A 25,984-nucleotide genomic window follows, 5' to 3' on the forward strand; every position below is an offset into this window, starting at 1 on the left:
GCTACTCCTGGTCGATCGTCAGGTCGGCACCGAGCGCGGCCAACTTCGGCAGCAGGCTGCCGTATCCGCGCCGCAGGTGATACATCCCTCGGATCGTAGAGGTGCCCTCGGCGGCGAGGGCGGCGATCACGAGAGCGGTCACCGCCCGGATGTCCTCCCCGGCCACGCCGGCGCCGGTGAGGGCGGACCGGCCTCGGACGGTGATGACCGAGCCGGTCGCGTTGACGGCCGCGCCGAACGCGGCCAAGGCCGGCAGGTGGGTGTCGCGCTGGGTGTAGATCCGCTCGTCGATGCGGGAGATGCCCTCGGCCTGGGTGAGGAAGGCGGTCAGCTGCGGCTGCACGTCGGTCGGGAACCCCGGGTGCGGACCGGTGGCCATCTGCACCGGCCGAGGCCCGGCCGGGGTGCTGGCGGCCGTGCCGCCGTCCAGCGGGTCGAGCTGGATTCCGGCGTCGGCGAACACCGACACCAGCCCGTCCGGGAACGCGGCCGGCGGGAAGCCGTCCAGGTGGACGGTGCCGCCGGTGACGGCGGCGGCCAGCGCGAGGGTGGCGGCCTCCAGCCGGTCCGGCGGCACGGTGAACACCCCGCCCCGGATGCGGTCGGTGCCGGTGACGTTCAGGGCTGTCCTGCCCCGCCACTCGATGCCGACGCCGGCCTGCGAGAGCAGGGCGGCGGTGTGGGTGACCTCGGGCTCCACGCTGGGGTTGAGGATCGCGGAGGTGCCCGGGGTGCGGGCGGCCAGCAGCATCGCGGTGACCGTCGCACCCAGGCTCGGCCCCCACGAGCGGGTCTCGGCGTCGGTGATGAACGGCAGCCGCTTGCCCGTGAAACGGGCCCGCACCCGGCCCCGGCTCACCTCCACCTCGGCCCCAGCGGCTTCCATCGCGGCCAGGTGCCGGTCGATGTAGCGGGCGCAGAAGGCGTCCCCGCCGGGGGTGGGGAAGGTGACCTTGCCGGCGCGGGCCAGCAGAGCTCCGCCCATCACCGCGGTGGTGCGGATGCGCCGTCCGAGGTCGTCCGGGATAACGGGGAAGTAGGAGTCGGCCGGTCGGGTGGCGAACTCGTCGCCGGTCACGGTGGCGCGGGTGCCGGTGCGGTGCAGGATGTCGGCGACTACCAGGGTGTCCAGGATCTCGGGTGCACCGGCCAGGGTGAGCGGGTCGTCGGCGAGGAGCGCGGCGGCGTACAGGTGCAGAGCGATGTTCTTGCTGCCCTGGACGGTGGCGGTCCCGGCGAGGCGGCGGCCTCCGGTGATCCGCACGGCCCGCTGGTCGGTCGTCGTGGTGGTGTCGGTGGTGGGCATGGTCACCTTCCCTGGCTTCCGGCCGGGAAGAAGCCCCCGACCTGGGTCTTCGGGTAGAGCAGGGTGTGCGCGCCGATCAGGGTGGCGGGCTGGAGCACGGTGCCGGCGGGAACGATCACGCCGTCGCCGACCACCGCGCCGAACTTCGTCTGGCCGGTGGGGATGCGGCGGCCGTCGAGGTGGGCGCAGACCTCTTCGGTGGCCGGTTCGGTGACCGGCCCGGAGGTGACCCGCAGGCCGGTGGTGGATACGAACGCGCCGATGTTGACGCCGAGGCCGAGCACGGAGTCCCCGACGAAACTGGTGTGCTTCATGAAGACGCCACCGGTCAGCAAGGAGCGGGTGACCTCGGCGCCGAAGCCGATGCGGCAGCCGGGGCCGACGACGGTGTTGTCGCGCACCCGGGCGCCGGCCTCGATCACCGCGCCGGGGCAGACCAGCACCGGGCCGGTGACGAACGCGCCTTCGGCGATGACGGCCCCGGCCGCCACGATCACGTGGCCCCGAACGGTGGCGCCGGGCTCGATGGCCCCGGTGGCCTCCGGCAGTGGGACGTCCAGGTTGCCGGCCAGCAGGTCGGTGATGGCCTTCTTGAGGCCGAACACGGTGGGGCAGCAGTTCAGCAGCTCCAGCACGACCGGGTCGGTGACGTGCTCGATGTCGAAGTAGTACGCGGGGGTGGTGCGGTAGTCGATGCGCTCCAACTCGGTGTGCAGCGCGGGCGCGTCGGTCAGCCGGTGCATGGCTGGGTCTCCTCTCGGGCGAGCGAGTGGAAGAAGGAGAGCGGGGTCGTCGCGACGGCCCCTGGGGGCCTCAGGAGGCAGGTGCATCGGGTGCGGTCGCCGCGCTCTGGGGGCTGGCCTCGTCCGGGTGGTTGTGAACAGCCAGGCCGAGGAGGGTGAGCACGGGCAGGTGCAGGGCGGCCCAGGAGGCGGTGAGGAAGGTGCCGAGCCGGTCGCGGTCCGCCGGGGCGGCGTGACGCCGGCTGGCGGGCGGCGGGGAGGTGCTGGGCGTTGGCATGGGAGGGCCTTCGGCAGCGGGGGAGGGGTGGACGCTCCCCAGTGAACTGCCGGGCGAAAGGCCGGATCCGTAGCCGGACTACGGCCCGTAGTCCGGCTACGGGTCAGATGATTTGCACGCCCGCGCGGGTGGCGAAGTCCCGGACTCCGGGCAGCTTGCGGTCGTGCCGCAGCAGGGTGCTGGCGAGGTCGCGGACGGCACCCCGGCGGACTTCCTGCGGGGCTGCTTCCTCGGCGGCCAACAGAGCCCGGTAGCACTGTTCGGGCTTGCCCCACTGGTCGAACGCGCGGGCCACGTCGGTGAAGAAGCGGGCCTGCCGCTCGGCGGTCGGCAGCGCGGTGGGGTCGATCGTGGAGGCCAGCTCGATTGCCCGGCCGGCGTCGCCGAGCTCGTAGTGCACCGACAACTCGTGCAGGGCGACGCCTTGGATGCCGTCCATCAGGCCGGAGGCTCGACCGGCAACTGCGGCGCTGTCCGCGGCCTCGCGGATCAGCGAGTGCGCGTATGCCCGGTCTCCGGTCTTCGCGGCGGTGTAGGCCGCGGTGGCGTAAAGGTCGCCGCGGGCGGCCAGCCGGGTGGACTCGGGCACCGTGGTGTCCGCGAGGAGGTCTTCGGCGGCGACCACCACGATGTCGGTTGCTCGGGCCAGGCTGCCCTGCCGACGCCAGGCGCTGGACACCATCCGCTGTGCCTCGGCGACCACCAGCGGGTCGCCGCCGTCTCGGGCGGCGGTGAGCGCGCGGTCGGCGGTGATGGCCACCAGGTTGTTGTCGCCGATCTTGATACACAGCCGGACCGCGAGATTGTAGAGCTGGGCGACGTTCCGAGCCCGCTCCTCGGTGCTACCGACCATCTGAGCGGCGGTGATCCGGCTCGGCAGGGCCTCAGCGAGTGCGTCGTACTTCGCTGCCTTGAACTCGCGACGAGAGGTCAGGAGAGAAGCAGCGACGGACTCGTGTGTCGGCTTGCTGCGGGGCGCCGGAATCCGCCCCGCCCCGTAGAGCAGCAGGTTCTCCAGGCCGGCCAGCGGTGAGGTCGTCTCGGCGTGCGCGGCCTGCTGGCCTGCGACCGGGGTGAACAGGGCGGCAGCCGCCAGGGTCAGGAACGGGCGGCGTCGCACATCGTCCTCCTCGGCAGCGGAACTGCTCGTCAGCGTAACGGAGGTGGACTTGCGAGGGCGGGACCTTGGCTGGTCGGAGGCCGGTTGCGGTAAGGCCATCAGCTCGTTGAGCTCGCAGCGCAGTACCTCCGCGAGGCGTCGGAGCAGGGTCAGGTCCTTTACCTGCTGCAAGTCCCGTTCGACCAGCGACATCCAGACCTCGCTGCGGTCGAGTTCAGCAGCGAGGCGGAGCTGGGTCCATTCCATCTCGGCGCGACGGAGCGCGATGAACTTGCCGAACGTGATGCCACTGCCCCTCACGCTGGCCCCCATGCTGTGTTGAAGCCGCTACGGATCGCTACCGTACCGGTGGTCGGGGGCCACGGTGTGGGGCTTTCAGTACCGTGCCAGCGTTCACCGCACTGTCCGGCGGGCTTGGGTCGGGCTGCGTTGCTGGTCCCTGAAGATCTTGCCCTGAAGGTTATTCGCGTTGTCCTCGCACCCCTGGGCGAGGGCAACTCCATCCGCTGCGAGGTGCAGGCGAGGTAAGGACTCCTTGCCTCACAACTTGCTCCGCCTTGGCGGTGCCGGGGGTAAGCATCGCCTATCCCACAACTTGCTCCGGCTTCCGCTGGTCTGACGTCAGTTCGGAATGTGGGTGAGCCTTGCAGGCCGGGCCAGTGGACGTTACGGCGTGCGGTGGAAGCTCGGCCATCTCCTCGGTGGCAGGGCGTTCACGGCGGGGCGTACACGCGAGCCCCCTATTAGAGGGGGGCTCGCGCGTGAACGCTGGGTCGCGTGGACGGCGTGTGCGCCTCCGTGATCGCTCTACCTGCGGTTTCTTTGCCGAGCGTGGACGGTGTGAACGGCTTTCGCAGGGCCCTCTGCGGAAGGCGCGCGTGGACGGTCCCGTGTGCGGTCCACGCCCGGAAGGTGCCCCGTGGTGGCGATGATCCGCCCGTTCACCGGCGGGGCGGTTGCGATGGTCGGCGCTGCCCGCTGGCCGAGGCGGTCACCCCGGTCAGTCCGGTCGGTCGCCAGCCACCGGGCTGACCGGAACTCTGGTCAGTACCACGGACTGACCGGAGACTCGGTCACTGTGCTGTCCCCGGTCACTCCTGTCACCGCGGTGGCAGTCAGGAGACGGCGGTGATGTGTCGGGCGGAGGGGCGGTAACGCGCCTGCTGGCCGCCCCCGGGGCCACCGGCGGTGCCTTCGGCCTTGACCGCCAACCCGCTCTTGACCAGGCGGTCAAGGTGGCGGCAGGCCTTCTCGATGTCGGCGCGGTCGGGGTTGGCGTCGCCGGTCAGGGCGGTCGCCAGGTCACGGGCGGTCAGGCCGTCTGTGGTGGCGCGCAGGAGGGTGACCGGGTCCAGGGTCGGCTCGACGTAGGTGGTTCCGCGCTGGTGGTCGTGGACAACCGGCAGCGGGCCGATCTCGCCGGTCACGGTCTTGAGGTGGTGAATGGTGACCGCCGGGTCGCCGGCCTCTCCGGCGATGAACAAGACACTGCCCGCTCCGGCGGTCAGCCAGGTCGAGCCGTACACCCGGTCCAGGGTGGAGCGCTGGCCGCGTGGCGCGTCGGCGGTGGCCTTGCGCTGGTGGTGGAGCTCCATGATCTGGACGCCTGCGCGTAGGGCCCGCATGCGGGCGTTGTTGAAGGCGACGGCCAGGGAGTCGTCCACGAGGGTGCTGACCGCGTCCTTGAGGCTGTCGATGACGATGGTGTCGGCGCGGTGGGCGGCGGCCAGTTCGGCGAGGAGGTCGGGTTCCTTGTCGAGGGTGGCGGGGAGTGGTCCCTGCCACACGGCGAGGCGGTCGCGCAGGTGAGCCTCGTCGGCAGGCAGGATGCGGCGGGCCATGGCGCGGGCGATCTGCTGGGGGCGGTCCATCGCGAGGTAGAGGACGCGTTCTCCCTCGGCCACGGGGAGATCGAGGACGGCGGCCTGGAGGCCGAGGCGGGCGAGGACGACCTGGTGGGCGAGGGTGGTCTTGCCGACGCCCGGCGCGCCGACGATCATCAGGCTTTCGCCGGAGGCCCAGGCAGTCTGTTCGCGGGTGCCCCACAACGGTTCCTTGTCCGCGCCGGTCTTGGTGACGAAGTCCCAGCCGTTGACGATGTAGCGGGACAGGCGGCTGCTGCCGGAGGCCAGGGCGCGTTCGCGCTCGACACGGATCTCGGTCTCGACAGCCGTACGGATCTCGTCCGGGTCGGCGCCCGGAGTCAGCGCATGCTGGACCGTGCGGATGCCGGTGGCATGCAGGGTCCGCAGCTGGGCGTCCCGGCGCACGATCTGAGCGTAGTAGTCGGCGTTGTCGGCAGAGGGCGGCGCGGCGGCGACCAGCGTGTGGAGGTAGGACGAGCCCCCGACGCGGGAGAGATCGCCCGCACCCTGCAGGTGGTCGGTGAGGGCGATGGGGTCGGTGGGCGCGTCCTCGGCGCGCAGGGCCAGGATCGCGCGCCAGATGGTCTCGTGGGCAGGCCGGTAGAAGTCGCCTGCGTCCAAAGTGCCGCGGACCTTCTCCACCGCCTGGTGGTTCAGCATGCAGGCGCCGAGGACCGCCTGTTCGGCGTCGACGTTGTGCGGCGGCTCTCCGGAGGTGGGGCCGACGTGAGCGTTCGACGCGTCGCCTCGTCGCCCGTCGGTGGATGACGGCTTTGACGGCGGGGCCGTAGGCTTGTCCACAGCGGTGTCCTCACTCGGAGGTGCTGGGCGGCTACCCGGTTCCTCCGTTGTCGACTGTTCCAGGGATGGGCGGTTTCGAGGTTCTGCTTCGGCCCTCGGCGTTCGTAGCGCCGGGGGCCTTTGTGTTGTCGCGATGCCGGGTGACTGGCCCGGCTCGCCGATGCGGTTCGGATTAGTTGCGTTTCGCTTTGCATCACGTTAACGTCGTGCTCCGCGCATTGCAAATGGGCTTAACGACGATGCATGGAGGGTTGACCGTGGCTGGTGCGGATCCGAGACGGCGACTGGAAGGGGAGGAGAACGTCGCCCAACGCATCAAGATGGAGCGCGAGGCGCGCGGGTGGAGTACTGCCACGCTCGCGGAGCGCCTGACCGAGGCCGGCTACCCGCTCAACCAGTCGGCGGTGTGGCGCATCGAGAGCGGCGAACCACGTCGCAGGGTGAACCTGGACGAGGCCATCGGCTTCGCCAAGGTCTTCGACATCTCCCTGGACAACCTGGTCGGGCCGCCCGAGATCGCTGCCAACGACCACGTGAAGCGGTTGCTGGCGGAGTTTGCCGAGAGCTGGCAGAAGTCCGTCGCCGCTCGCAAAGAGATGGATCGCGCCCGTGACGCGCTCGATGCCTACGGCGCAGCCCACCCGAACGTCGCCGAACTCATCAGCGCGATGATCACCCGGGTCGCGGCTGACGAGGCTGGTGACGACTACCGCTCGCCGAGCTTTCCGCCTGGCTTGTCCGACGCCTAGGGTCTCGCCGACCCGGGAGTCGCGACGTAGCCCGTCGCCCCCAACGGCGGGCCTGGCCACTTGAAGGCGCCTGCGGCGCTGCCGAGTCCGCACGTCACTCCTGCCGCTGATCCAATGAGGACCGGATCATGCTGGACGTTCGGTGGTTTGGTGCGGCCGTAATCAACCGCTAACGTCCCCTCCCGTCGGTCCGACCATGGGCTTTGCCCGCCCGTGGAGCCTCGACCCGTCATGCCTTCCGCGACCCCTCGGTGCTACGAACGCCGGGGTCATAACGCGGGCCCATACAACCGATTCGCCCATCCCTGGAACACCGACAACGGCGGCGCATAGCCGAAAGCCCCGCCGGGATAGGACACCCATGCCCGAAACACCGTTGGAGCTTGCCCGGGTGGCCCGCGCTCTCGGCACCACCGAGCGCATCCTCCTCCGCCTGATCGCAGATCAGGACGGTGGTGTAGCCGACCCGACGCTCGTCGCCCTCACCGTCGAGGAGGCCGCCCGCCGTCTCGGCGTCGGCCTGACGACCATGTACGCCCTGGTCGCCTCCGGCGAAGTCTCGTCCGTGACGATCGGCCGCCTCCACGACGCCCGCCACACAGCCTCGACCGTCCTCCTGCTGCTCGGTGTCCCCGAGCGGATCGTGATGGCGATCATGGGCTGGTCCTCGGCCTCGATGACCAAGCGTTACCAGCACGTCACCGACCCGATGCTGCATGACGTCGGCCAGAAGATCGGCGGCCTGCTCTGGGGTGACTGTCAGGCACGACCCAGGGGGTGAATCAGGATGAGAGCAGCGCGACGCGGCCTGGCAACCGCCACCGGTTGCCAGGCCGCCGCGTGCTCGTCAATTGAGGAGGTAACGGGGTCTACCTCTTCTCCTTGCATGCCAACAAGACCGGCCCCAGGCTCTACCGAGCCGGGGCCGGGACTGGAAGTTTCAGCAGACTGCTAGTGCGTCAATTCGTCGAACACATCGTCCGGCAGCGACTTGATGTACGCGATGCGTGCACGGATGGCTGCCTCGAGATTAGCCAACGACAAGCTTACCGACGGCTCGATGAAGTATTCGCTGCCCGCCTCGGCGGTGAGTAGAGCGACAGCGTCGTAGTTGCCCTCCTTGACCATGCGTTCGAAGAAGATCTTGTAGCGCCCTATGTACGATGCCCCCTCGAAGATCGGGTCGGCAGGGAACGGCATGTTCTTGGGCACCTTGACCGCGCTCAACGATCCCGGCGCGCGTTCCACGAGCATGATGAAACCGAACCAGGGCTTCAACTCGCCAAACAGGCCGCGCTCCGCGGCCATCTGGGAGTCGGCCGCGAGCCCGAGGGCTTCCTCTGTCCGGTTGTTGAAGTTGTTGCCGAACGAGGGGCCTCGCTGGGACTTGAACTCCATCGCCGCGATCAGGGAGCCGCGGTAGAGCACCAGAAGGTCCCAGTTCTTCGCCGGGCGAAAGTACGCCGGGAGATTGTTGTGACCCGTCGTGCGTACCTCAAGCGTGATATCCGGATCGCCGCGCCATAGTTTCGCCACGACTTCCTGTATCGCGTCCATCTGCTTGCCGCCGGTCACGGCTGCACGGTTGCCGGTGTCCTTGACCCCGGTCGCCTGCCCCTGCTTCGCAGCCTGTAGGTCCAGGCCCTCCCAGTAGCCGAGAACAGCGGCGCGCCAGGTCTCGACAGGTGTCAGGTTGCTCATGACCCCCCTCTTCTTCTAATCGGATACTCAGATGCTGCCGGCAGGTAGCCCGTACGCTTCTTCGGCGGCACGCGTCGCAGCCGCCCTGTCGCTGGCGCGAAACGCGTCACGGAGCCTGGAGGCGATGTCGTCGGGGATCGCTTCGGGGCGCGGAACGGCGATCTTCCGCAGGTACTGCGCCTGGAATCGCAGCGTGCCGCCACGCATCTTCACGCCGTAGGCACTCACGAAGGCTTCTGCGATCCGGGACAGCAGCAACCCGCCAAGCACTTCCATGTCCCACGACGACGAGACGATGTAGTACAGGTTGTGGTGCGGGTAGTAGCCACCCGGCTCCAGCACCGGCGTGATCTGGGCTTTCATGTCCTGAAGAAGTAGCTTCGGCCGTTCAGCGAGGCCCGGGTAGACCTTGTCGATCGTGCGGTGCCAGGTGTTCGGGTTCTTCCTTGCGACGAAGCGCTTCTTGACGTTCGGGTGCGACGCAAGCGCGTCCGCGAACTTCGGGTAGTCCGCCAGGTCCACGAGCCTGCCTTCGTCGTCCCATGGGTTCAGCAGCATCTTCGAGGGCGTCGTAAGACGACCTGCACGAATGTCGTCGGCCATGACGATGGGTGTCAGCCGATCTGGTTCGACGTCGATGCCGGCGTCTGGGCCGACGATGTAGGCCCTGTCAGCTCCGGTCGCGACCCCAATGCTGATCTTCGTCGTGCCGTCGGCTTCCAGCGTCGGGAAATTCTCCTGCAGGTGCTCCAGCAGCTTGATGGTGTGAGGGGATCCCGCAGGCCAGAAGTCGTCGGTCTCGAACCAGTTGGGCAGGCGGGCACCCTCCCATCCCAGGCCTGAAGCCTCCTCCGCCGTGCCCCGCACGAACGCCAGGGCCTCACTCGCGGAGGCCACACCGAATGCGGCAGTAGTGTCGATGAACGTGGAGCTGCCCTGCCCCGAGTTGGCCAGTACCGTGATCGCCGGATAGGCCGAGACCTCGGCTTCAAATGCGTCCACGTCATGCATCTGCCACACGGACTCGACCGCGTAGCGTGATGTCACGAGACCCCGCAGGTGCTTCCCGTAGGCGTTCCGCATCCACCGGTCCGCGCAGATGAATCCAACCTTCCCGCCGCTTGCGAGCATGGACAGCGAACGCTCATAGAAGCCGACGTAGATGTCCGCCCGTCCACGCATTGTCCGCCATGTCTTGCGGTAGGCAGCCTCGGTCTCATCATCGAGATCCTCGGTGCGGATGTACGGCGGGTTGCCGATCACGAAATCGACATCCGTCGGTACCTCGTCGAGAAGGAAGTCGCCGTGACGCAGCCAGCCTGCACACAGGGCTCGGGCCTCTGTGGGAGTTGCCCCAGCGGCTTGGAGCATGTCTGCCGCCTTTCTCCGGCAGGTCGCGACATGCTCGTGCTGGAGATCGAGACCGTACAGACAGTCAGCCAGTGCCGACAGCTCCGTGCCATGGACCCTTGCAGACTCGAGCAGTCGCTCCAGTACGGGGACGAAAAACGCTCCGGACCCGATTGACGGCTCAACGAGCTTCATCTGAGTGAGGTCCCTGTTCGCCGTATAGCCGACCAGATCAAGAATCGTCTCGACGATCCATCGACGGGTGAAGACCTCGCCGTACTCGACCTTGTCGGGGGCAGTTGCAGCCATGGGTGCCTCTCGTCATGGCTCACTGCACGAGCCTCACCTCAAGGCTATCGGTGGGCGCGACCACCAGAGGACTTCCCGCAACTACCCGGATTCGTGGCTCTACGGCGGCTCGTTGAAGCTCTGCTTCGTGATCGGCGGAGTCCAGCCTTCTGTGTGCCTCCGGCAGCAGGCACGTGACGCAGCAGGGCAGCCGCCGACTGATCAACTTCGGACTCACCTGCGCCACCGGCACGGTCGCGCAGGTTCATGACCGTCTGCTCGCGTCAACTGAGACCAGAACTGAGACCACGCGACGACGAAGGGCCCGACCGCTGCGCGGTCGGGCCCTTCGTTTGCCCTGGCGGGCAAAGGCGGAGGATACGAGATTCGAACTCGTGAGGGATTGCTCCCAACACGCTTTCCAAGCGTGCGCCCTAGGCCTCTAGGCGAATCCTCCGTGGGAGAGCTTAGTACATGTTCAGGGGTGCTCGCGACCACGTATCTCGTAGGTGGGGGAGGGGCGTGACCTGCGGATCGGGGTGGTGGAGGTGGAGGGCGGGGATCGGGTACTGTTGGGGGCAGCCCCTCGTGTGGCGTTATCTCTCTGAACCCCCCCAGGGCCGGAAGGCAGCAAGGGTAGGAGGGCTCTGGCGGGTGCGCGGGGGGTCTTTGCGTTCCCGGGGGCGGGACGGCCCGGTCGAAGGGGGACCGAGGGGCGACGCGTTTGTCCGTCCGTCCCGATATCGTCGGTGGTGTGTCCCTAGCCCTGTACCGCCGCTATCGCCCCGAGACTTTCGCCGAGGTCATCGGGCAGGAGCACGTGACCGCTCCGCTTCAGCAGGCCCTGCGCAACAACAGGGTCAACCACGCGTACCTGTTCAGCGGCCCGCGCGGCTGCGGTAAGACGACGAGCGCGCGCATCCTGGCCCGTTGCCTGAACTGTGAGCAGGGGCCGACGCCGACGCCGTGCGGGGAGTGCCAGTCCTGCCGGGACCTGGCGACGGGCGGGCCCGGGTCGATCGACGTGATCGAGATCGACGCGGCGTCGCACGGTGGTGTGGACGACGCGCGTGAGCTGCGCGAACGGGCGTTCTTCGCGCCGGTGCACAGCCGGTACAAGATCTTCATCCTGGACGAGGCGCACATGGTGACCTCGGCCGGCTTCAACGCGCTGCTCAAGGTGGTGGAGGAGCCGCCGGAGCACCTCAAGTTCATCTTCGCGACCACGGAGCCGGAGAAGGTGATCGGGACGATCCGCTCCCGCACGCACCACTACCCGTTCCGGCTGGTGCCGCCGGGCACGCTGCGCGACTACCTGACCGAGGTCTGCGGGCGCGAGCAGATCCAGGTGGAGGAGTCCGTATTCCCACTGGTGGTGCGGGCCGGTGCCGGGTCGGTGCGTGACTCGATGTCGGTGATGGACCAGTTGCTCGCCGGCGCCGGCGAGGGCGGCGTGACGTACCAGATGGCGACCGCGCTGCTCGGGTACACGGACTCGGCGCTGCTGGACGAGGTGGTGGACGCCTTCGCCGCGCACGACGGGGCGACGGTGTTCCAGGTGATCGACCGGGTGGTCGAGGGCGGGCACGATCCGCGCCGGTTCGTGACGGACCTGCTGGAGCGCCTGCGGGACTTGGTGATCCTGGCCACCGTGCCGGACGCCGGTGAGAAGGGGCTGATCGACGCCCCGGCGGACCGGGTCTCGATCATGCAGGCCCAGGCGGACGCCTTCGGGGCGGCCGAGCTGAGCCGCGCGGCGGACATCGTCAACACCGGGCTGACCGAGATGCGGGGGAACGCGGCGCCGCGTCTCCAGCTGGAGCTGATCTGCGCCCGGGTGATGCTGCCGGGCGCGTACAGCGACGAGCTGTCGTTGCAGGCGCGGCTGGACAAGCTGGAGCGGCGGGCGTCGGCCGGGGGCTTCGCGGCTCCGGTGGCCGGGCAGATGGCGCCGCCCTTGGCTGCGGTGGCCCCCGTGGCGGCCGTGCCCGCCGCGGCGCCCGGGCAGGGCGTCCCGGTGCCGGTGGAGGCCGTGCAGGCGCCGCCGGTGCAGGTCGCGCCGGTGCAGCCGGCCCCCGTCCAGGCGGCGCCCGCCCCGGCGCCGGCCGGGCCCGCGCCCGGGGCGTGGCCGATCCCGCGCAGCTTCCCGTCGGCCGGCGGCGCGCCCGCGCCCGTCCAGCCCTCGCCCGTGCAGCAGGCTCCGGCCCAGCCCGCCCCCGTCCAGGCCGCGCCGCAGCCGGCACAGGTCCCCGCGCCCGCGGCGGCCCAGGCCGGCGGGCAGCCGTCGGGTGCCGCGCAGCAGGGTGCCGCGCAGGTCCGCCAGATGTGGCCGCAGATCCTGGAGGCGGTGAAGAACCGCCGCCGCTTCACCTGGATCCTGCTCAGCCAGAACGGCCAGGTGGCCGGGTTCGACGGCAGCGTGCTCCAGGTGTCGTTCATCAACGCGGGCGCCCGGGACAGCTTCGTCGGCAGCAACAGCGACGACGTGCTGCGCCAGGCGCTGTCGGACGCGCTCGGCGTGGACTGGCGGATCGAGTGCATCGTCGACCCCTCGGGCGGCTCGTCCGGCGGGGTCGCTGCCGGAGCGGGCGGAGGTGCGGCACCCGCCGGCGGCGGCTTCGGCAACAGCGGCGGCAACAGCGGCGGCTGGGGTGCACCTCCGGCGCGTCCGGCGGCGTTCGCGCCCCCGGCGCAGCCTGCTGCGCCCGCGCCGGTCCCGCCGCCCGCGCCCGCGGCCGCACCCCCGTCGGTACAGGCCGCCCCGGCCGCCCCGGCCGCGTCGATGGCACCGGCCGCCCAGGTGGCGCCGGCCCAGCCCGTGCAGGCCCGGCCGGCCGCGCCCGCCGGTCCGGGGGTCGCCCTGGAGGACGACATTCCGGAGGAGGACGACCCGGACCTCAAGGAGGAGACGTTCTCCGGTCAGGAGCTGATCATCCGGGAGCTGGGCGCGACGGTCCTGGAGGAGATCCGCCACGGCGGCGGCTGACCGACGAGCACCACGTAGGCTCGGGGTGACGACGCGCGACGACGCCACGCCGCGACGACGCGTGACAACGCGCGAGCCGCGGCCGCCACGGCTGCCGCGGACGGCGCGAGCCGAGCAAGACGTATCCGTAAGACGCATCCGCAAGACGAACCCGAACGCAAGGGAGTGAGCCGTGTTCCCCGGTGGTGGCCAGCCCAACATGCAGCAGCTGCTCAAGCAGGCGCAGAAGATGCAGCAGGACCTCGCCAAGGCCCAGCAGGAGCTGGCCGAGGCGAAGGTGAACGGTTCGGCGGGCGGCGGCCTGGTCGAGGCCACGGTGACCGGTGCCGGTGAGCTGGTGGCGCTGACCATCGCCCCGGCCGCCGTCGACCCGGAGGACACCGAGACCCTGGCCGACCTGATCCTGGCGGCGGTCCGGGACGCGAACCAGACCGCGCAGAAGATGCAGGCCGAGCGGATGGGCCCGCTGACCCAGGGCCTGGGCGGCGGCATCCCGGGTCTGCCGTTCTGACCTGCGGACCTTCCCCGATCGGTGGGGAGGATCCGAGGCCGTGACGGTCTGAAGTTCAGGCGACGGACCTGTGTGATTTATGCGGGAGTAGGGCGTCGGGCGGTGCGCCCGGCGCCCTGTTCGTTGGATGATGGCACCGGAGTACCCCGAGCGGGTGCCCCACCGACCGGCCGGCACCGGCCACCTAGGGAAGGCGCGACGTGTACGAGGGCGTGGTTCAGGACCTCATCGACGAACTGGGCAGGCTGCCCGGCGTCGGGCCCAAGAGCGCGCAGCGGATCGCCTTCCACGTCCTGCAGGCCGACCCCACCGACGTCCGCCGGCTGGCGCACGCGTTGCTGGAGGTCAAGGACAAGGTCAGGTTCTGCGCGGTCTGCGGGAACGTTGCGGAGGCCGAGCAGTGCCGGGTCTGCCTCGACCCGCGTCGCGACCTCGCGGTGATCTGCGTGGTCGAGGAGTCCAAGGACGTCGTCGCGATCGAGCGCACCCGCGAGTTCCGAGGCCGCTACCACGTGCTGGGCGGCGCGATCAGCCCGATCGAGGGTGTCGGCCCGGACGACCTGCGGATCCGCGAGCTGCTCGCGCGCCTCGCGGACGGCACGGTCACCGAGCTGATCCTGGCCACCGACCCCAACCTGGAGGGGGAGGCGACCGCCACCTACCTGGCCCGGCTCTGCAAGCCGATGGGCCTGAAGGTGACCCGGCTGGCGAGCGGCCTGCCCGTCGGCGGGGATCTGGAGTACGCGGACGAGGTCACCCTCGGTCGCGCCTTCGAAGGGAGACGACTGCTCGATGTCTGACCGGACGATCAACCAGCAGCCCCACACGCCCCACCAGGCCGGCCCCCACCCGGCCGGCCCGGCTCCGGACCAGCACGCCCTGCACGCCCCGCACACCCACGCACACGGCTCGGAGCCCGACGACTTCGCGGTGCAGATCGCGGACTCGGTGGAGAGCTTCGTGCTCGCCGTCACCGAGGTCGCCAAGGGCGACGAGCCCGGCAGCGCGGTCTCGCTGCTCCTCCTGGAGGTGTCGCAGCTGCTGCTGGCCGGCGGCCGGCTGGGCGCGATCGAGGACGTCGTCCCCGAGGACCGCTTCGAGCCCGACGCCGGGCCGGAGCCGGACGGCGAGCAGCTGCGCGAGCGGCTGGCCGAGCTGCTCGCGCCGATCGACGTCTACCACGAGGTCTTCGACCCGTACGGGCCGCCGGAGAAGCCGAACGCCTTCCGGATCTCGGACGACCTGGCCGGCGTGGTCAGCGAGCTCCAGCACGGGCTCACCCACTACCGCGAGGGGCGGGTCAGCGAGGCGCTCTGGTGGTGGCAGTTCTCCTACCTCTCCAACTGGGGCACGACCTGCTCGGCGGTGCTGCGGGCGCTGCAGTCGCTGATCGCCCACGTCCGGCTGGACAGCCCGCTCGGGGCGGTCCCGGACGGTGCGGACACCGACGACGACGGCCTCACCGACGAGCAGCTGGAGCAGCAGGCCGGCGACCTGATGGCAGCCGAGCTGGGGCTCGGACGGTAGACCGCCGGGGCGGAGGGCGGACTGTGACGCAAGCCTCAGGCTCCGCCGCCGCGAAGGAAATCCCCGGGGCCGCCGTCCGTTCGTCCGCCGATTCTTCGGGACCTTCCCGGATGCCCCGCAGACCTGCCGGTGGCCACCCCGGCTACGGCGCTCACCTGCTGAAACAGGCGTCTCATCATATGGAAAGCGGCGGTCGCGGCACCCCTGCTCGGTAGACTGACGCCGACCGCACTACCTCCGCCACCCGGGGGTACGGGGGCCCCGGGCCCCCGAAACGACACAAGTCGAGGAGCGCACGTGGGCCTTGTCGTGCAGAAGTACGGCGGCTCATCCGTTGCGGATGCCGAGGGCATCAAGCGCGTGGCCCGTCGAATCGTCGACACCAAGAAGGCCGGCCATGAGGTCGTCGTCGTGGTGTCCGCGATGGGCGACACGACGGACGAGCTCATCGAACTCGCGGAGCAGGTGTCACCCATCCCTGCCGGCCGTGAGTTCGACATGCTGCTGACCGCTGGAGAGCGCATCTCCATGGCCCTGCTGGCCATGGCGATCAAATCCCTGGGTCACGAGGCCCAGTCCTTCACGGGCAGCCAGGCCGGTGTCATCACCGACTCCGTCCACAACAAGGCGCGCATCATCGACGTGACGCCGGGCCGCATCCGCACCGCCCTGGACGAGGGCAACATCGCGATCGTGGCCGGCTTCCAGGGCGTCTCGCAGACGAGCAAGGACATCACCACGCTCGGCCGCGGCGGCTCGGACACCACCGCCGTCGCCCTCGCCGCGGCCCTCAAGGCCGAGGTGTGCGAGATCTACACCGACGTGGACGGCGTGTTCACCGCCGACCCGCGCGTGGTGAAGAAGGCCCGCAAGATCGACTGGATCGCCTACGAGGACATGCTGGAGCTGGCCTCGTCCGGTTCCAAGGTCCTGCTCGACCGCTGTGTGGAGTACGCGCGGCGCTACAACATCCCGATTCACGTACGCTCGTCCTTCTCGGGCCTTCCCGGGACGATCGTCAGCAACGACAACCCGAACCAGCCCGAAGGGGGCGAGATGGAGCAGGCCATCATCTCCGGAGTCGCCCACGACACTTCCGAGGCCAAGGTCACGGTCGTCGGCGTGCCGGACAAGCCGGGCGAGGCGGCGCGCATCTTCCGCGCCATCGCCGACGCCGAGGTCAACATCGACATGGTGGTGCAGAACGTCTCCGCCGCGTCGACCGGACTGACCGACATCTCCTTCACCCTGCCGAAGACCGAGGGCCAGAAGGCCATCGACGCGCTCGGCCGGGTCAAGGAGGGCATCGGCTACGAGTCGCTGCGCTACGACGACGCGATCGGCAAGATCTCCCTGGTCGGCGCGGGCATGCGCTCCAACCCGGGCGTCACCGCGACCTTCTTCGAGGCGCTCTCCGAGGCCGGCGTCAACATCGAGCTGATCTCCACCTCGGAGATCCGGATCTCGGTCGTCACCCGCGCCGACGACGTCAACGAGGCCGTGCGCGCCGTCCACACCGCCTTCGGGCTGGACAGCGAGTCGGACGAGGCGGTCGTCTACGGAGGCACCGGGCGATGACCCGGAGGCCGAACCTCGCCGTCGTCGGCGCCACCGGCGCGGTCGGCGAGGTGCTCCTCGGCCTGCTCCCCCTCCGTCAGGACATCTGGGGCGAGGTGCGCCTCGTCGCCTCCCCGCGCTCGGCCGGCCGCAAGCCGGTCGTGCACGGGGAGCTCGTCGAGGTGCTCCCGCTCACCGAGGAGGTCTTCGACGGGATCGACGTCGCGCTGTTCGACGTGCCCGACGAGGTCTCCGCCCGCTGGGCGCCGGTCGCCGCGGCCAAGGGCGTCGTGGTGGTCGACAACTCCGCGGCGTTCCGGATGGACGACGCCGTCCCGCTGGTCGTCCCCGAGGTCAACGCGGCGGCGGCCCGGATGCGCCCGCGCGGCATCATCGCCGGGCCCAACTGCACCACGCTCACGATGATCGCGGCGCTCGGCGCGCTGCACGCCGAGTACGGGCTCAGCGAACTGGTCGTCGCCTCCTACCAGGCCGCCTCCGGCGAGGGCCGGGCCGGCGTGGACGCGCTGCGCGAGCAGGTCGCGCTGGTCGCCGGCACCGAGGTCGGCGAGCAGACCGGCGACCTGCGCGCGGTGATCGCCGACCACGGGCCGTTCGCCGCCCCGCTGGCGCTCAACGCGGTGCCGTGGAGCGGCGCGCTGATGGACGGCGGCTGGGCGTCCGACGAGCTGAAGCTCCGTGACGAGTCGCGCAAGATCCTCGGCCTGGCCGGCCTCAAGGTCTCCGCGACCTGCGTCCGCATCCCGGTGGTGCGCACCCACGCGCTGGCCGTGCACGCCGTCTTCGAACGCGAGGTCACCCAGGAGCACGCCCAGGAGATCCTGCGCGACGCCCCCGGCGTGGTGCTCTACGACGACCCGGCGTCGGGTGAGTTCCCCACCCCGAACGACGTCGTCGGGACGGACCCGGTCTGGGTCGGGCGGGTCCGCCGGGCGCTGGACGACCCGGCCGCGCTGGACCTCTTCCTCTGCGGTGACAACCTGCGCAAGGGGGCGGCGCTCAACGCTCTGCAGATCGCCGAACTGGTCGCGGGCGAGCTCTCCGGCTGACGCCCCGTCCGCGTCCCGGCTCCCGCGCCGCACGGGCCGGGGGTGACGTCCCGTCCGCTTCCCGGCTCCCGCGCCGCATCGGGCCGGGGGTGACGTCCCGTCCGTTGTCCGGGCCTCACGTCTCACGGGCCGGGCCTCACGTCTCACGGAACGGGCTTCACGTCTCACGGAACGGGCTTCACTCGCCGTCCACATTCCGGGCGCCGTGCTCCACGTTCCGGGCACACGGATCCGGATCCCTCCGTCGGGCCGATCGCGGAATCGGCCGTATCCCCTGGAGGCCGCTCCGGCCCATGCGCGAGAATGTCCCCCGGGCTGGGCAACCATGACAGGGGATCGAGTGTCCAACGGGCGTGGCGAACGTGATGGTGAGGGCAGGGGCGGGCATCTCGGCAACGGCCGCGGTGACGTTCCCGCTGCGCGCCCATTGGCCTGCGGATAGGCCGGAAGACAGTCAGATGAAGGCGGTCCCACCCGGCCCGGCGGACTCCGGTGCCGGTACCAGCGCGGGCACCAGCGAGGACCTGCTCACCGAGACCTACCAGGCCCACTACCGCTCCCTGCTGCGGCTGGCGGCGTTGCTCCTGGACGACCTCTCGACCTGCGAGGACGTGGTCCAGGAGGCGTTCATCCGGGTGCACGCGGCCCGGCGCCGGGTCCGCGAGCCCGAGAAGACGCTCGCCTACCTGCGGCAGACCGTGGTCAACCTGTCCCGCTCCACGCTGCGTCGCCGGATCCTCGGCCTGCGGCTGCTGCCGAAGCCCATGCCTGACATGGCCAGTGCAGAAGAAGGAGCCTACGATGCGCTGGAGCGCGATCAGTTGAAGGCCGCGTTGCGGGGTCTGCAACGCCGTCAGCGGGAGGTTCTGGTGCTGCGTTACTTCGTGGACATGACGGAGGCGCAGGTCGCGGAGACCCTGGGCATCTCGCTCGGTTCGGTGAAGGCGTACGGCTCGCGTGGGCTCGCCGCGCTGCGGGTCCAGATGGAGGCCGGGCATGGCTGACGACAGGGGCGGCCCCGGCAGTACGAACGGGCCGAGGCCGGGCGGGCCGCCCCGGGACGGGCTCAAGCCGGGCGGGCCGCACCCGGGAGGCCCGAACAGGGACGGACTGACCCGGGACGGACTGACCAGGGACGGGCTGACCCGGGACGGACTGAACGCGGAGGAACGGCGGATCCGCGAGCTGATGCAGCGCGCGGTCTCCGAGGTCCAGCCCGACCCCGCGGGCCTGCACCGCATCCGCCACGCGGTACCCCGACGGCGCGCCGCCGTGCGCGGGGCCTGGACCGGAGCCGCCGCGCTGGCGCTCGCCGTGGCCATCGCGCTGCCCGCCCTGCACGACGACGACCACCTGGGCCTGTCCGGCGGCCCCGGCTCGCCCGGCGCCCACGGCGGGACGGCCTCCGCCCCCGTCGGCGGAACCAAGTCCGGCGACGACCCCATCGGCCCCAACCAGTCTCCGCACTCCGGCACCAGCGGCACCGGCACGGGCGGCGGCCCGTCCGGCTCCGCCGGCGCCTCGCCCAGCCCCGGGGCGACCACAACCGGCACGGGGCCGGGCCTGCCCGCCCCCGCCACCGCGTCCAGCAGCGGCGGCGAGGTGCTGGTGCCGCTCTGCACCCGCAGCGACCTCGGTCAAGGAACCGCGCAGGTCGGCAGGGCCGACGCCGACGGGCGGATCTACGGGTACTTCACGGTGCTCAACGTCTCCGCGCACGCGTGCAGGCTCGGCGGGCCGGGAGCGGTCTCGGTCGTCGCCGTCACCGGGACGGACGCCGGCCGGATCCGGGTGACCGACCACACGGCCGGCGACCCGGCGACCGGCCTGCCCGCCCCGGGCCCGGGCCCGGGTGCCGCGGCGGGCGGGTCCGCGGGCGGACTCCTCGGTGGGGCGGTCGGCGGGGACGGGGCCGGGCAGGGCCTGCTGCTCGTGCCGCGGGCCGGGTACCGGGTGGACTACGGCTGGGTACCGGACGCCGTCGGGTGCTCCGCCCCGGGCGGCCCGACCCCCAGCGCCACGGCCGGGCCGGGCGGGCCGGCCATCGCCGCCGCCCCCGCCCCGGGCGGCACCTCGGGGGCCCAGGCCGCCGCCACCGGAGGCTCCGGCGGCGCGGCACCGGCGGCCGCGTCCTCGGAGGCACCCAGCGCGGCGCCCCCGGCGTCCGCCACGCCGACGACCGTCCCGACCACGGTCCCGAGCCCCACGGCGACCCCGAGCACCGGCCCCAGCTCGCCGCCACCCGCCGTCACCCTCGCCCACACCCCCGCCCCGGGCAGCCCCTTCACCGCGACGGCCGTCCTGCCCGGCGCCTGTGCGGGCACCGTCTACCGCACCGCACCCCAGCCCCTCACGCCTCCTCCCGCGCCGACCCCGACCACGGCGCCGTCGGCCGGCTGAGCCCGCCCGCGCAGGCGCGCGCCCGCGCGGGCCCGGAGGCCGGGACGGCCGATCTCCCGCGCGGTGGGCGGACCCCTGTGGTCAGGAGGGGCGTGAGGAGTGGTTACCGTGGGGGTGTGTACCGGTTTCTCCTCACTCCGCGCTGGCTGAGCGGCACCGCGCTGGCCGTTGCGGCCGTGGCGGTGTGCGTCTGGCTCGGCACCTGGCAGCTCGGCCGGTTCGAGGACAAGGTCTCCTCGCACCAGGAGATCAGCAAGACGGTGGACGACGCCGGCTCGGCCAGGCCGCTCGGGGAACTGCTCGGCGCCGACCGGCCGCAGGTCACCACCGACACCGTCGGCCGGGCCGTGACGGTGTCCGGCACCTTCGACCAGGAACACCAACTGCTCGTCCCCAACCGGGTCCTGGACGGCAAGCAGGGCTACTACGTGCTCACCCCGCTGCGCACCGGCGACGGCCGGACCGTCGCCGTCGTGCGCGGCTGGGCGCCGGGCGCACCCGCTGAGGGTGCAGCCGCCGCGGCACCCGCCGGCGAGGTCACGGTGACCGGGCGGCTCCAGGCCGGCGAGAGCAGCGGCAGCAACGGCGCGGTGGCCGGCGGCCTCCCGGCCGGGCAGCTCGGCACGATCAACCAGGCCGCGCTGGTCAACAAGCTGTCCTACGACGGCTGGTACGACGGCTGGGTGTCCGCGGACGCGGCTCCGGCCGGGCTGACCCCGGTACCGACCGTGCAGCCGCAGGGCGGCGACGGGCTCACCCTGCGCGCGTTCCAGAACCTGGGCTACACGCTGGAGTGGTTCGTCTTCGGCGGCTTCGTCGTCTTCATGTGGTTCCGCCTGGTGCGCCGCGAGGCGGAGGCCGAACAGGACCGGGCCCTCGGGCTGGACCCGGTCCTGGAGTAGCCCTCGCGGGGGCTCAGCGCGTCGGCTTCGCCGTCGGTACGACCGGCCGGGACGGTACGGCCGGGGTGCCCGGCACGTGCGCGGTCGGCGGCGGGGTCGAGGCCGGTGACGGAGCCGAGGCCGAGGGGGTCGGGGCAGGCGTGGTCGAGGCCGTCGGGCTCGGCGGCGGGTTGCTGCACCGGCTCCCGTTCCCGTTGCCGTTCCCGCTCCCGTAGTCGTCGTCGTCCGAGTCGTAGTCGGTGTGGTGGCGCGTCTTGCGTCCGCTCTTGGAACCCTTGGAGCCGGACGACTTCGACCCGGACGACTTCGACCCGGACTTGGCGAGCACGACCACCCCGTCGTCCCCCTCGCCGGTCTCCGCCGTGCGGAAGGCGGCCTGGACGGCGAGGCTCCCCGCCGAGGCACTCGCCTTCCCGGAAGCAGCGGCGGAGGCCGAGGCAGCGGCCGAAGCAGGGGCCGACGGCGAAGCAGGGGCCGAGGACGTCGGCCGGGTGGACGGCGAGGCGGTCGGCGGGCAGGCCGCTCCGCTGCTGCTGTCCTGATCCGAGCAGCCGGTGAGCACCAGGGCCCCGGCCACCCCGACCCCCACGATCGCCAGCAGACGTCTCACCCGGTCCCCCCGTCGGTCGCGCCGTCCGTGGTCGCGGCTCCCGCCGCCACCCCGGCCCGATTCTCCCCGGCGCCCTGTGAGCCCTCTCCGGCGGCCGCTCCGACGCTCTGTGCGGCGCCCGCTCCGACGGCCTGCGCGGCGCCGCTCGCGGCGGCCTTCGCACCGAGGTGGCGGCGGACGAAGTCGATCTCCAGTCGCAGCTGCTTGATCCGCTCCTCGACGACGAGCGAGCCGTGTCCGGCGTCGTACCGGTACACCTCGTGCGGCGTGCCGAGCTGCTCCAGCCGTTCGACGTAGTTCTCGATCTGCCGGATCGGGCAGCGCGGGTCGTTGACCCCGGCGCTGATGTAGACCGGCACCCGCACCCGGTCGACGTAGGTGAGCGGCGAGGAGGCCGTCCAGCGCTCGGGCACCTCCTGCGGCGTGCCGCCGAAGAGCGTGCGGTCGAGCGACTTCAGCGCCTCCATCTCGTCCTCGTACGCGGTCAGGTAGTCCGCGACCGGGACGGCGGCGACGCCGAGCGCCCAGTTCTCCGGCTGCACGCCGAGACCGAGCAGGGTGAGGTAACCGCCCCAGGAGCCGCCGCTGAGGACGAGCCGGTCGGGATCGGCGAGTCCCTCGGCCACCGCCCACGCGCGGACCGCGTCGATGTCCTCCAGCTCGATCAGGCCGACCCGCTCGCGCAGCGCGTCCGTCCAGGCCTGGCCGTAGCCGGTGGAACCGCGGTAGTTGACCCGGACCACCGCGAAGCCGTGGTCCAGCCAGGCGGCCGGGCCGGCGGCGAAGGAGTCGCTGTCGTGGTGGGTCGGCCCGCCGTGGATCTCGAAGACGGTCGGGAACGGACCGTCGCCGGCCCCGGCCGGCCGCTGGACCAGTGCGTGCACCCGCCCGCCGGGCCCGTCGACCCAGACGTCCTCGACCGGCACCGAGCGGGGCGGGACCGTGCCCGGGGCCCGCAGCACCACCGTGCCGGCGGTGGAGCGGACGGCCGACGGCTCGGCGGCCGAGGACCAGAGGTACTCCACCGTGCCGTCCGGGCGGGGGGTGGCACCGCTGACGGTGCCGCGCGGGGTCTCCAGGCGGGTCAGGCGGCCGCCGTCGCCCGGGGCCTCGTCCAGCGAGTACGAGAACAGCTCGCTGCGCGCCTCGTACTCGTGCTCGACCAGCAGCGCGCGGGCCCCCGGGCGCCACTGCGCGGAGACGTCGCCGGGCAGCTCGCGGCCCTGCTCGTCGCGGAGCGGCAGCGCGGTCTCGGCGCCGGTGGCGACGTCCCAGATCACCGGTTCCCAGCGGCCGCTGCGCTGGTGGGCCACCAGCAGCCGGGTGTCGCCCTCGACGGGGGCGAAGCCGAGGCAGGCGACCCCGCGCGGCTCGTCGTGGCCGGTGACCTCGTCCAGCTCGGCGACGGTCGCGCCGTCCGCGAGCCGGACGACCCGGATCGCCGAGTGCATCGCGTCGCCGTGCTCGGTGTGGTCGATGGCCAGCAGCGTGCTGTCGTGGCTGAGGTCGCCGACGCCGCCGTACTCCTCGTGCCGGTAGATCTCCACCGCCTCCGCCGCGCCGGGGCGGCGCAGGTGCAGGGTGGTGCCGTGCTCGTCGGTGGAGCGGCCGACCACCACCGTGCCGTCCCGGCCGAGGGCGAGGCCCGCCGAGTAGGAGGCGGCCAGGCCGGGGACGGCCTCCTCGTTGGGGCCGGCCGCTCCGTCGGCGCCGTCGGCACCCCCGGGGCCGTCCGCCCGGCCGGCGAAGGGCTGGCGGCGCCAGATGCCGAACTCGTCGCCGTCGTTGTCGTCGAACCACCAGACCCAGGCGCCGTCGGGGGACAGCTCGGCGTCGGTGGTGCCGTTCGGGCGGTCGGTCACCCGGCGGTGGGTGTCGCCGGCGCGGTCCCAGGCGTACACCTCGTAGGTGCCGGTCGCGTTGGACACGTACAACGCCCGGTCGGGGGCGTCCTCCGCCCAGTCCGGGAGGGAAACCCGGGCCGCCCTGAACCGCTGCTCCCACGCCGGTACGGCGCTCTTCTCCTCGCTCATCCACCCATCCAACCCGATCGGGGGGACGGAACGGAACGGGCGGGTGGGCCCTGGAGGCCCACCCGCCCACGTCTTCCCCGTCCTTCCCGGGCCCCGTGCTCCCGGCTGGCACCCTTCGGCGCTCAGGCCGCCCGGCGGGGCAGCAGCTGCACCAGGCCCACCAGTAGCAGCTCCAGCACCGCCAGTACCGCGACGCTCCGGCCGAAGGCGGCGGCCGGGTCGGCGGCGCCGTAGTAGACGATGCCGATCAGCGCGATCCCGAGCGAGCCGGCGACCTGCTGGACGGTGGCCACCACCCCCGCCGCCGAACCGGCCAGCTGCGGCTCCACCCCGGCCAGCACCACGGAGGTGACCGGTGCGATCACCAGGCCCATGCCGAGGCCGTCCACGAACAGGCCCGGCGCCAGCCACCAGACGCTGCCGGTCGCCCCGGCGGCGTGCACGGCGAGGCCGAGCAGCCCCAGCCCGGCGGCCATCAGCAGCCCGCCGAGCGCGACCGCCTGGCGGCCGAGGCGGGCGGCGACGCGGTGCGCGGTGGTCGAGGTGATCAGGTAGCCGACACCGATCGCGGTGAAGACCAGGCCCGCTCCGAGCGCGTCCAGGCCACGGCCCGGCTGCAGGTACAGGGCGAGCACCAGGAAGAACGACGACTGGCCGAGCCAGAAGGCGAGTTGGGCGAGCAGTCCGGCGGCGAACGAGCGGGTCCGGAACAGCCGGGTGTCGACCAGCGGCGAGCCGGTGGCGCTGGTCCGGTGCTGGTGCACGGCGAAGGCGGCGAGCAGCGCGACGGAGCCCGCCAGGCAGAGCCAGGTCCAGAGTGGCCAGCCCTGCTCGCGGCCCTGGATCAGCGGCAGCACCAGGCCGGTCAGCGCGACGGTGACCAGCAGCACGCCCACCGGGTCCAGGCCGGGACGCTGCGGCGCGCGGGACTCCGGCAGGCAGCGGCGGACCATCGCGAGGGCGGCCAGGCCGACCGGCAGGTTGATCAGGAAGCAGCTGCGCCAGTCCAGCCCGAAGAGGTCGGCCCGGATCAGCACCCCGCCGATCAGCTGGCCGAACACCGCGCCGACGCCCATCGTCAGCCCGTACATCGCGAACGCCCGGGCCTGCGCCGCACCGCTGAACGCCGTCCGCAGGATCGCCAGCACCTGCGGCCCCATCAGCGCCGCCGCCAGGCCCTGCGCGACCCGTGCGCCGACCAGCGCGGCTGCGGTGGGGGCCAGGCCGCAGCCGGCCGAGGCGAGCGTGAACAGGGCCAGACCGAGGGCGAACACCCGGCGCCGGCCGTACCGGTCGCCGAGCCGCCCGGCGGTGACCAGGCCGGCCGCGAGGGCCAGGCTGAAGCCGGCGATCACCCACTGGACGGCCGCGGGGCCGGCGCCCAGGTCGGCCTGGACGGAGGGGACGGCGACGTTGACGACGAAGACGTCGAGGGCGGTCATGAAGGTGGCGGTCAGGACGACCGGCAGCAGGCCCCGGGTGGAGGAACCGGCCCCGGTGGGGGCCTGCCGGGCCTCGGGGGCGGCCGTGCGGGTGGGCAGGGCGGTGCTCATCGCGGGTGCTCCTCGCGGGGTCGGCGGGGTCGGCGGGGCGGGCCCGGTCGCGGGCCCGCCCGTGCGGTTCGGTGGTGCGGGGTGGGGCGGTCGGTCGCTCCGGCGGCGCCGGGCGCGGCGGCTCAGGCGCCCGGGACGCGGTCCAGGAAGCCGTACACCGAGGCGATCCGGCCGTCCGGGCCGGCCACCAGCACGTCGAACCCGATCACCAGCGGCTCCTCGCCGGCCGGCCCGAGGTTCCAGGTGAACCGGGCGATGTCGTGGTGCGCGTCGACCGCACCCAGGGTGAACTCCAGGCCCGGGAACTGCGCCTGGGCCGCGCCGATCAGCGCGTCCACGCCGTCCCGGCCGGTGACCGCGGCCAGCGGGTCGGTGTAGCTGCCGTCCTCGGCCCACGCCTGGTCGATCAGCTTGCGGCGGGCGGCCGGGTCGGTCTCGTTCCAGACGGCGAGGTAGCGCTCGGCGAGCTGCTGGAGGTCGGCGGGCTGCCGGAGGTCGGCGGGCCGGGCGTCGGCCGCCTGGGTGCCGGCCTGTCGGGCGTCGGTCTGCTGGAGGTTCGTCATGCTCTTCTCCCGTGTGCCGCTTGGCTGTTTGGCGGGTCGTTCCCGCTGGTCATGAAGGTACGGGCGGCGCGC

21 protein-coding genes, 1 tRNA gene, 1 other RNA gene and 1 pseudogene are annotated in these 25,984 nt (G+C 72.0%); 13 read left to right on the top strand and 11 right to left on the bottom strand.

All coding sequences use genetic code 11. The features are described from left to right. Position 1: 1 nt before the first annotated feature. From C2142_RS20625 to C2142_RS20645, 5 genes are all read right to left on the bottom strand, one after another. The gene (locus tag C2142_RS20625; protein ID WP_148644027.1) at positions 2–1,306 is read right to left on the bottom strand and encodes a UDP-N-acetylglucosamine 1-carboxyvinyltransferase; all 1,305 of its coding nucleotides are present in this window, start codon (positions 1,304–1,306) and stop codon (positions 2–4) included. 2 nt (positions 1,307–1,308) lie between these two features. Beyond that, positions 1,309–2,049, bottom strand: coding sequence for a hypothetical protein (locus C2142_RS20630; RefSeq protein ID WP_162002513.1), 741 nt, complete (start codon positions 2,047–2,049; stop codon positions 1,309–1,311). Between the two features lie 70 nt (positions 2,050–2,119). Continuing rightward, positions 2,120–2,326, bottom strand: coding sequence for a hypothetical protein (locus C2142_RS20635; protein WP_148644029.1), 207 nt, complete (start codon positions 2,324–2,326; stop codon positions 2,120–2,122). A gap of 103 nt (positions 2,327–2,429) precedes the next feature. Beyond that, positions 2,430–3,746, bottom strand: coding sequence for a helix-turn-helix domain-containing protein (locus C2142_RS20640; protein ID WP_241002693.1), 1,317 nt, complete (start codon positions 3,744–3,746; stop codon positions 2,430–2,432). A gap of 815 nt (positions 3,747–4,561) precedes the next feature. After that, positions 4,562–6,112, bottom strand: coding sequence for a DnaB-like helicase N-terminal domain-containing protein (locus C2142_RS20645; RefSeq protein WP_277347264.1), 1,551 nt, complete (start codon positions 6,110–6,112; stop codon positions 4,562–4,564). Between the two features lie 206 nt (positions 6,113–6,318). On the opposite strand from C2142_RS20645, the gene C2142_RS20650 reads away from it, so the two are divergent. Together C2142_RS20650 and C2142_RS40115 are read left to right on the top strand one after the other, a co-directional pair. Continuing rightward, entirely contained in the window at positions 6,319–6,861 is a 543-nt protein-coding gene (locus C2142_RS20650; protein ID WP_148644031.1) for a transcriptional regulator, read from the top strand. A gap of 463 nt (positions 6,862–7,324) precedes the next feature. After that, a pseudogene (locus C2142_RS40115) lies at positions 7,325–7,642 on the top strand (tyrosine-type recombinase/integrase); the annotation flags it as partial. A 170-nt stretch (positions 7,643–7,812) separates the two neighbouring features. On the opposite strand, the gene C2142_RS20660 reads toward C2142_RS40115, so the two are convergent. The 3 genes from C2142_RS20660 to C2142_RS20670 all read right to left on the bottom strand — a co-directional run bounded on the left by C2142_RS20660 (position 7,813) and on the right by C2142_RS20670 (position 10,657). Beyond that, on the bottom strand, positions 7,813–8,562 hold the full coding sequence (locus C2142_RS20660) for a PaeR7I family type II restriction endonuclease (protein WP_148644033.1): 750 nt from the start codon (positions 8,560–8,562) through the stop codon (positions 7,813–7,815). A gap of 27 nt (positions 8,563–8,589) precedes the next feature. Next, positions 8,590–10,221: an Eco57I restriction-modification methylase domain-containing protein gene (locus C2142_RS20665; RefSeq protein WP_148644034.1), complete on the bottom strand. Its 1,632-nt coding sequence runs from the start codon at positions 10,219–10,221 to the stop codon at positions 8,590–8,592. A 351-nt stretch (positions 10,222–10,572) separates the two neighbouring features. After that, a tRNA-Ser gene (locus C2142_RS20670) sits at positions 10,573–10,657 on the bottom strand. A gap of 123 nt (positions 10,658–10,780) precedes the next feature. On the opposite strand from C2142_RS20670, the gene ffs reads away from it, so the two are divergent. From ffs to C2142_RS20725, 11 genes are all read left to right on the top strand, one after another. After that, an RNA gene (ffs, locus tag C2142_RS20675) (signal recognition particle sRNA small type) lies at positions 10,781–10,871 on the top strand. Positions 10,872–10,954: 83 nt separating this feature from the next. After that, positions 10,955–13,186, top strand: coding sequence for a DNA polymerase III subunit gamma and tau (locus tag C2142_RS20680; RefSeq protein WP_148644035.1), 2,232 nt, complete (start codon positions 10,955–10,957; stop codon positions 13,184–13,186). Between the two features lie 172 nt (positions 13,187–13,358). Further along, positions 13,359–13,697, top strand: a complete 339-nt coding sequence (locus tag C2142_RS20685; RefSeq protein WP_148644036.1) for a YbaB/EbfC family nucleoid-associated protein — start codon at positions 13,359–13,361, stop codon at positions 13,695–13,697. 200 nt (positions 13,698–13,897) lie between these two features. Further along, positions 13,898–14,497, top strand: coding sequence for a recombination mediator RecR (gene recR / locus C2142_RS20690; protein WP_148644037.1), 600 nt, complete (start codon positions 13,898–13,900; stop codon positions 14,495–14,497). Further along, on the top strand, positions 14,490–15,224 hold the full coding sequence (locus C2142_RS20695; RefSeq protein ID WP_241002694.1) for a DUF5063 domain-containing protein: 735 nt from the start codon (positions 14,490–14,492) through the stop codon (positions 15,222–15,224). Before recR ends, C2142_RS20695 begins: the two co-directional genes overlap by 8 nt. 297 nt (positions 15,225–15,521) lie before the next feature. Next, positions 15,522–16,802 carry an aspartate kinase gene (locus C2142_RS20700; protein WP_148644038.1) on the top strand — a complete coding sequence of 427 codons (1,281 nt, stop codon included), beginning with the start codon at positions 15,522–15,524 and terminating at the stop codon, positions 16,800–16,802. Beyond that, entirely contained in the window at positions 16,799–17,851 is a 1,053-nt protein-coding gene (locus tag C2142_RS20705; RefSeq protein WP_148644039.1) for an aspartate-semialdehyde dehydrogenase, read from the top strand. The genes C2142_RS20700 and C2142_RS20705 overlap by 4 nt, the downstream gene beginning before the upstream one ends. Positions 17,852–18,309: 458 nt before the next feature. Next, positions 18,310–18,855: a SigE family RNA polymerase sigma factor gene (locus C2142_RS20710; protein ID WP_148644040.1), complete on the top strand. Its 546-nt coding sequence runs from the start codon at positions 18,310–18,312 to the stop codon at positions 18,853–18,855. Beyond that, the gene (locus tag C2142_RS20715; protein WP_148644041.1) at positions 18,848–20,251 is read left to right on the top strand and encodes a hypothetical protein; all 1,404 of its coding nucleotides are present in this window, start codon (positions 18,848–18,850) and stop codon (positions 20,249–20,251) included. The genes C2142_RS20710 and C2142_RS20715 overlap by 8 nt, the downstream gene beginning before the upstream one ends. 116 nt (positions 20,252–20,367) lie before the next feature. Then, on the top strand, positions 20,368–21,153 hold the full coding sequence (locus tag C2142_RS20720) for an SURF1 family protein (protein WP_148644042.1): 786 nt from the start codon (positions 20,368–20,370) through the stop codon (positions 21,151–21,153). 266 nt (positions 21,154–21,419) lie between these two features. Next, a complete protein-coding gene (locus C2142_RS20725; RefSeq protein WP_148644043.1) occupies positions 21,420–21,695 on the top strand; it encodes a hypothetical protein in 276 nt (91 codons plus the stop codon). Positions 21,696–21,759: 64 nt separating this feature from the next. On the opposite strand, the gene C2142_RS20730 is transcribed toward C2142_RS20725, so the two are convergent. The 3 genes from C2142_RS20730 to C2142_RS20740 all read right to left on the bottom strand — a co-directional run bounded on the left by C2142_RS20730 (position 21,760) and on the right by C2142_RS20740 (position 25,912). Then, positions 21,760–23,796, bottom strand: a complete 2,037-nt coding sequence (locus C2142_RS20730; protein ID WP_241002695.1) for a prolyl oligopeptidase family serine peptidase — start codon at positions 23,794–23,796, stop codon at positions 21,760–21,762. Between the two features lie 122 nt (positions 23,797–23,918). Continuing rightward, entirely contained in the window at positions 23,919–25,349 is a 1,431-nt protein-coding gene (locus tag C2142_RS20735) for an MFS transporter (RefSeq protein WP_148644044.1), read from the bottom strand. Positions 25,350–25,471: 122 nt separating this feature from the next. After that, positions 25,472–25,912 carry a nuclear transport factor 2 family protein gene (locus C2142_RS20740; RefSeq protein ID WP_148644045.1) on the bottom strand — a complete coding sequence of 147 codons (441 nt, stop codon included), beginning with the start codon at positions 25,910–25,912 and terminating at the stop codon, positions 25,472–25,474. Positions 25,913–25,984: the final 72 nt, after the last annotated feature.

Source organism: Streptomyces sp. CB01881 (genome assembly GCF_002953255.1).
Taxonomy (GTDB): domain Bacteria; phylum Actinomycetota; class Actinomycetes; order Streptomycetales; family Streptomycetaceae; genus Kitasatospora.

Coding starts and splice junctions, on each gene's coding strand:
- C2142_RS20625 (WP_148644027.1), bottom strand. CDS start 1,306: ATGCCCACCACCGACACCACCACGACGACCGACCAGCGGGCCGTGCGG.
- C2142_RS20630 (WP_162002513.1), bottom strand. CDS start 2,049: ATGCACCGGCTGACCGACGCGCCCGCGCTGCACACCGAGTTGGAGCGC.
- C2142_RS20635 (WP_148644029.1), bottom strand. CDS start 2,326: ATGCCAACGCCCAGCACCTCCCCGCCGCCCGCCAGCCGGCGTCACGCC.
- C2142_RS20660 (WP_148644033.1), bottom strand. CDS start 8,562: ATGAGCAACCTGACACCTGTCGAGACCTGGCGCGCCGCTGTTCTCGGC.
- C2142_RS20665 (WP_148644034.1), bottom strand. CDS start 10,221: ATGGCTGCAACTGCCCCCGACAAGGTCGAGTACGGCGAGGTCTTCACC.
- C2142_RS20695 (WP_241002694.1), top strand. CDS start 14,490: ATGTCTGACCGGACGATCAACCAGCAGCCCCACACGCCCCACCAGGCC.
- C2142_RS20705 (WP_148644039.1), top strand. CDS start 16,799: ATGACCCGGAGGCCGAACCTCGCCGTCGTCGGCGCCACCGGCGCGGTC.
- C2142_RS20710 (WP_148644040.1), top strand. CDS start 18,310: ATGAAGGCGGTCCCACCCGGCCCGGCGGACTCCGGTGCCGGTACCAGC.
- C2142_RS20715 (WP_148644041.1), top strand. CDS start 18,848: ATGGCTGACGACAGGGGCGGCCCCGGCAGTACGAACGGGCCGAGGCCG.
- C2142_RS20730 (WP_241002695.1), bottom strand. CDS start 23,796: ATGAGCGAGGAGAAGAGCGCCGTACCGGCGTGGGAGCAGCGGTTCAGG.
- C2142_RS20735 (WP_148644044.1), bottom strand. CDS start 25,349: ATGAGCACCGCCCTGCCCACCCGCACGGCCGCCCCCGAGGCCCGGCAG.
- C2142_RS20740 (WP_148644045.1), bottom strand. CDS start 25,912: ATGACGAACCTCCAGCAGACCGACGCCCGACAGGCCGGCACCCAGGCG.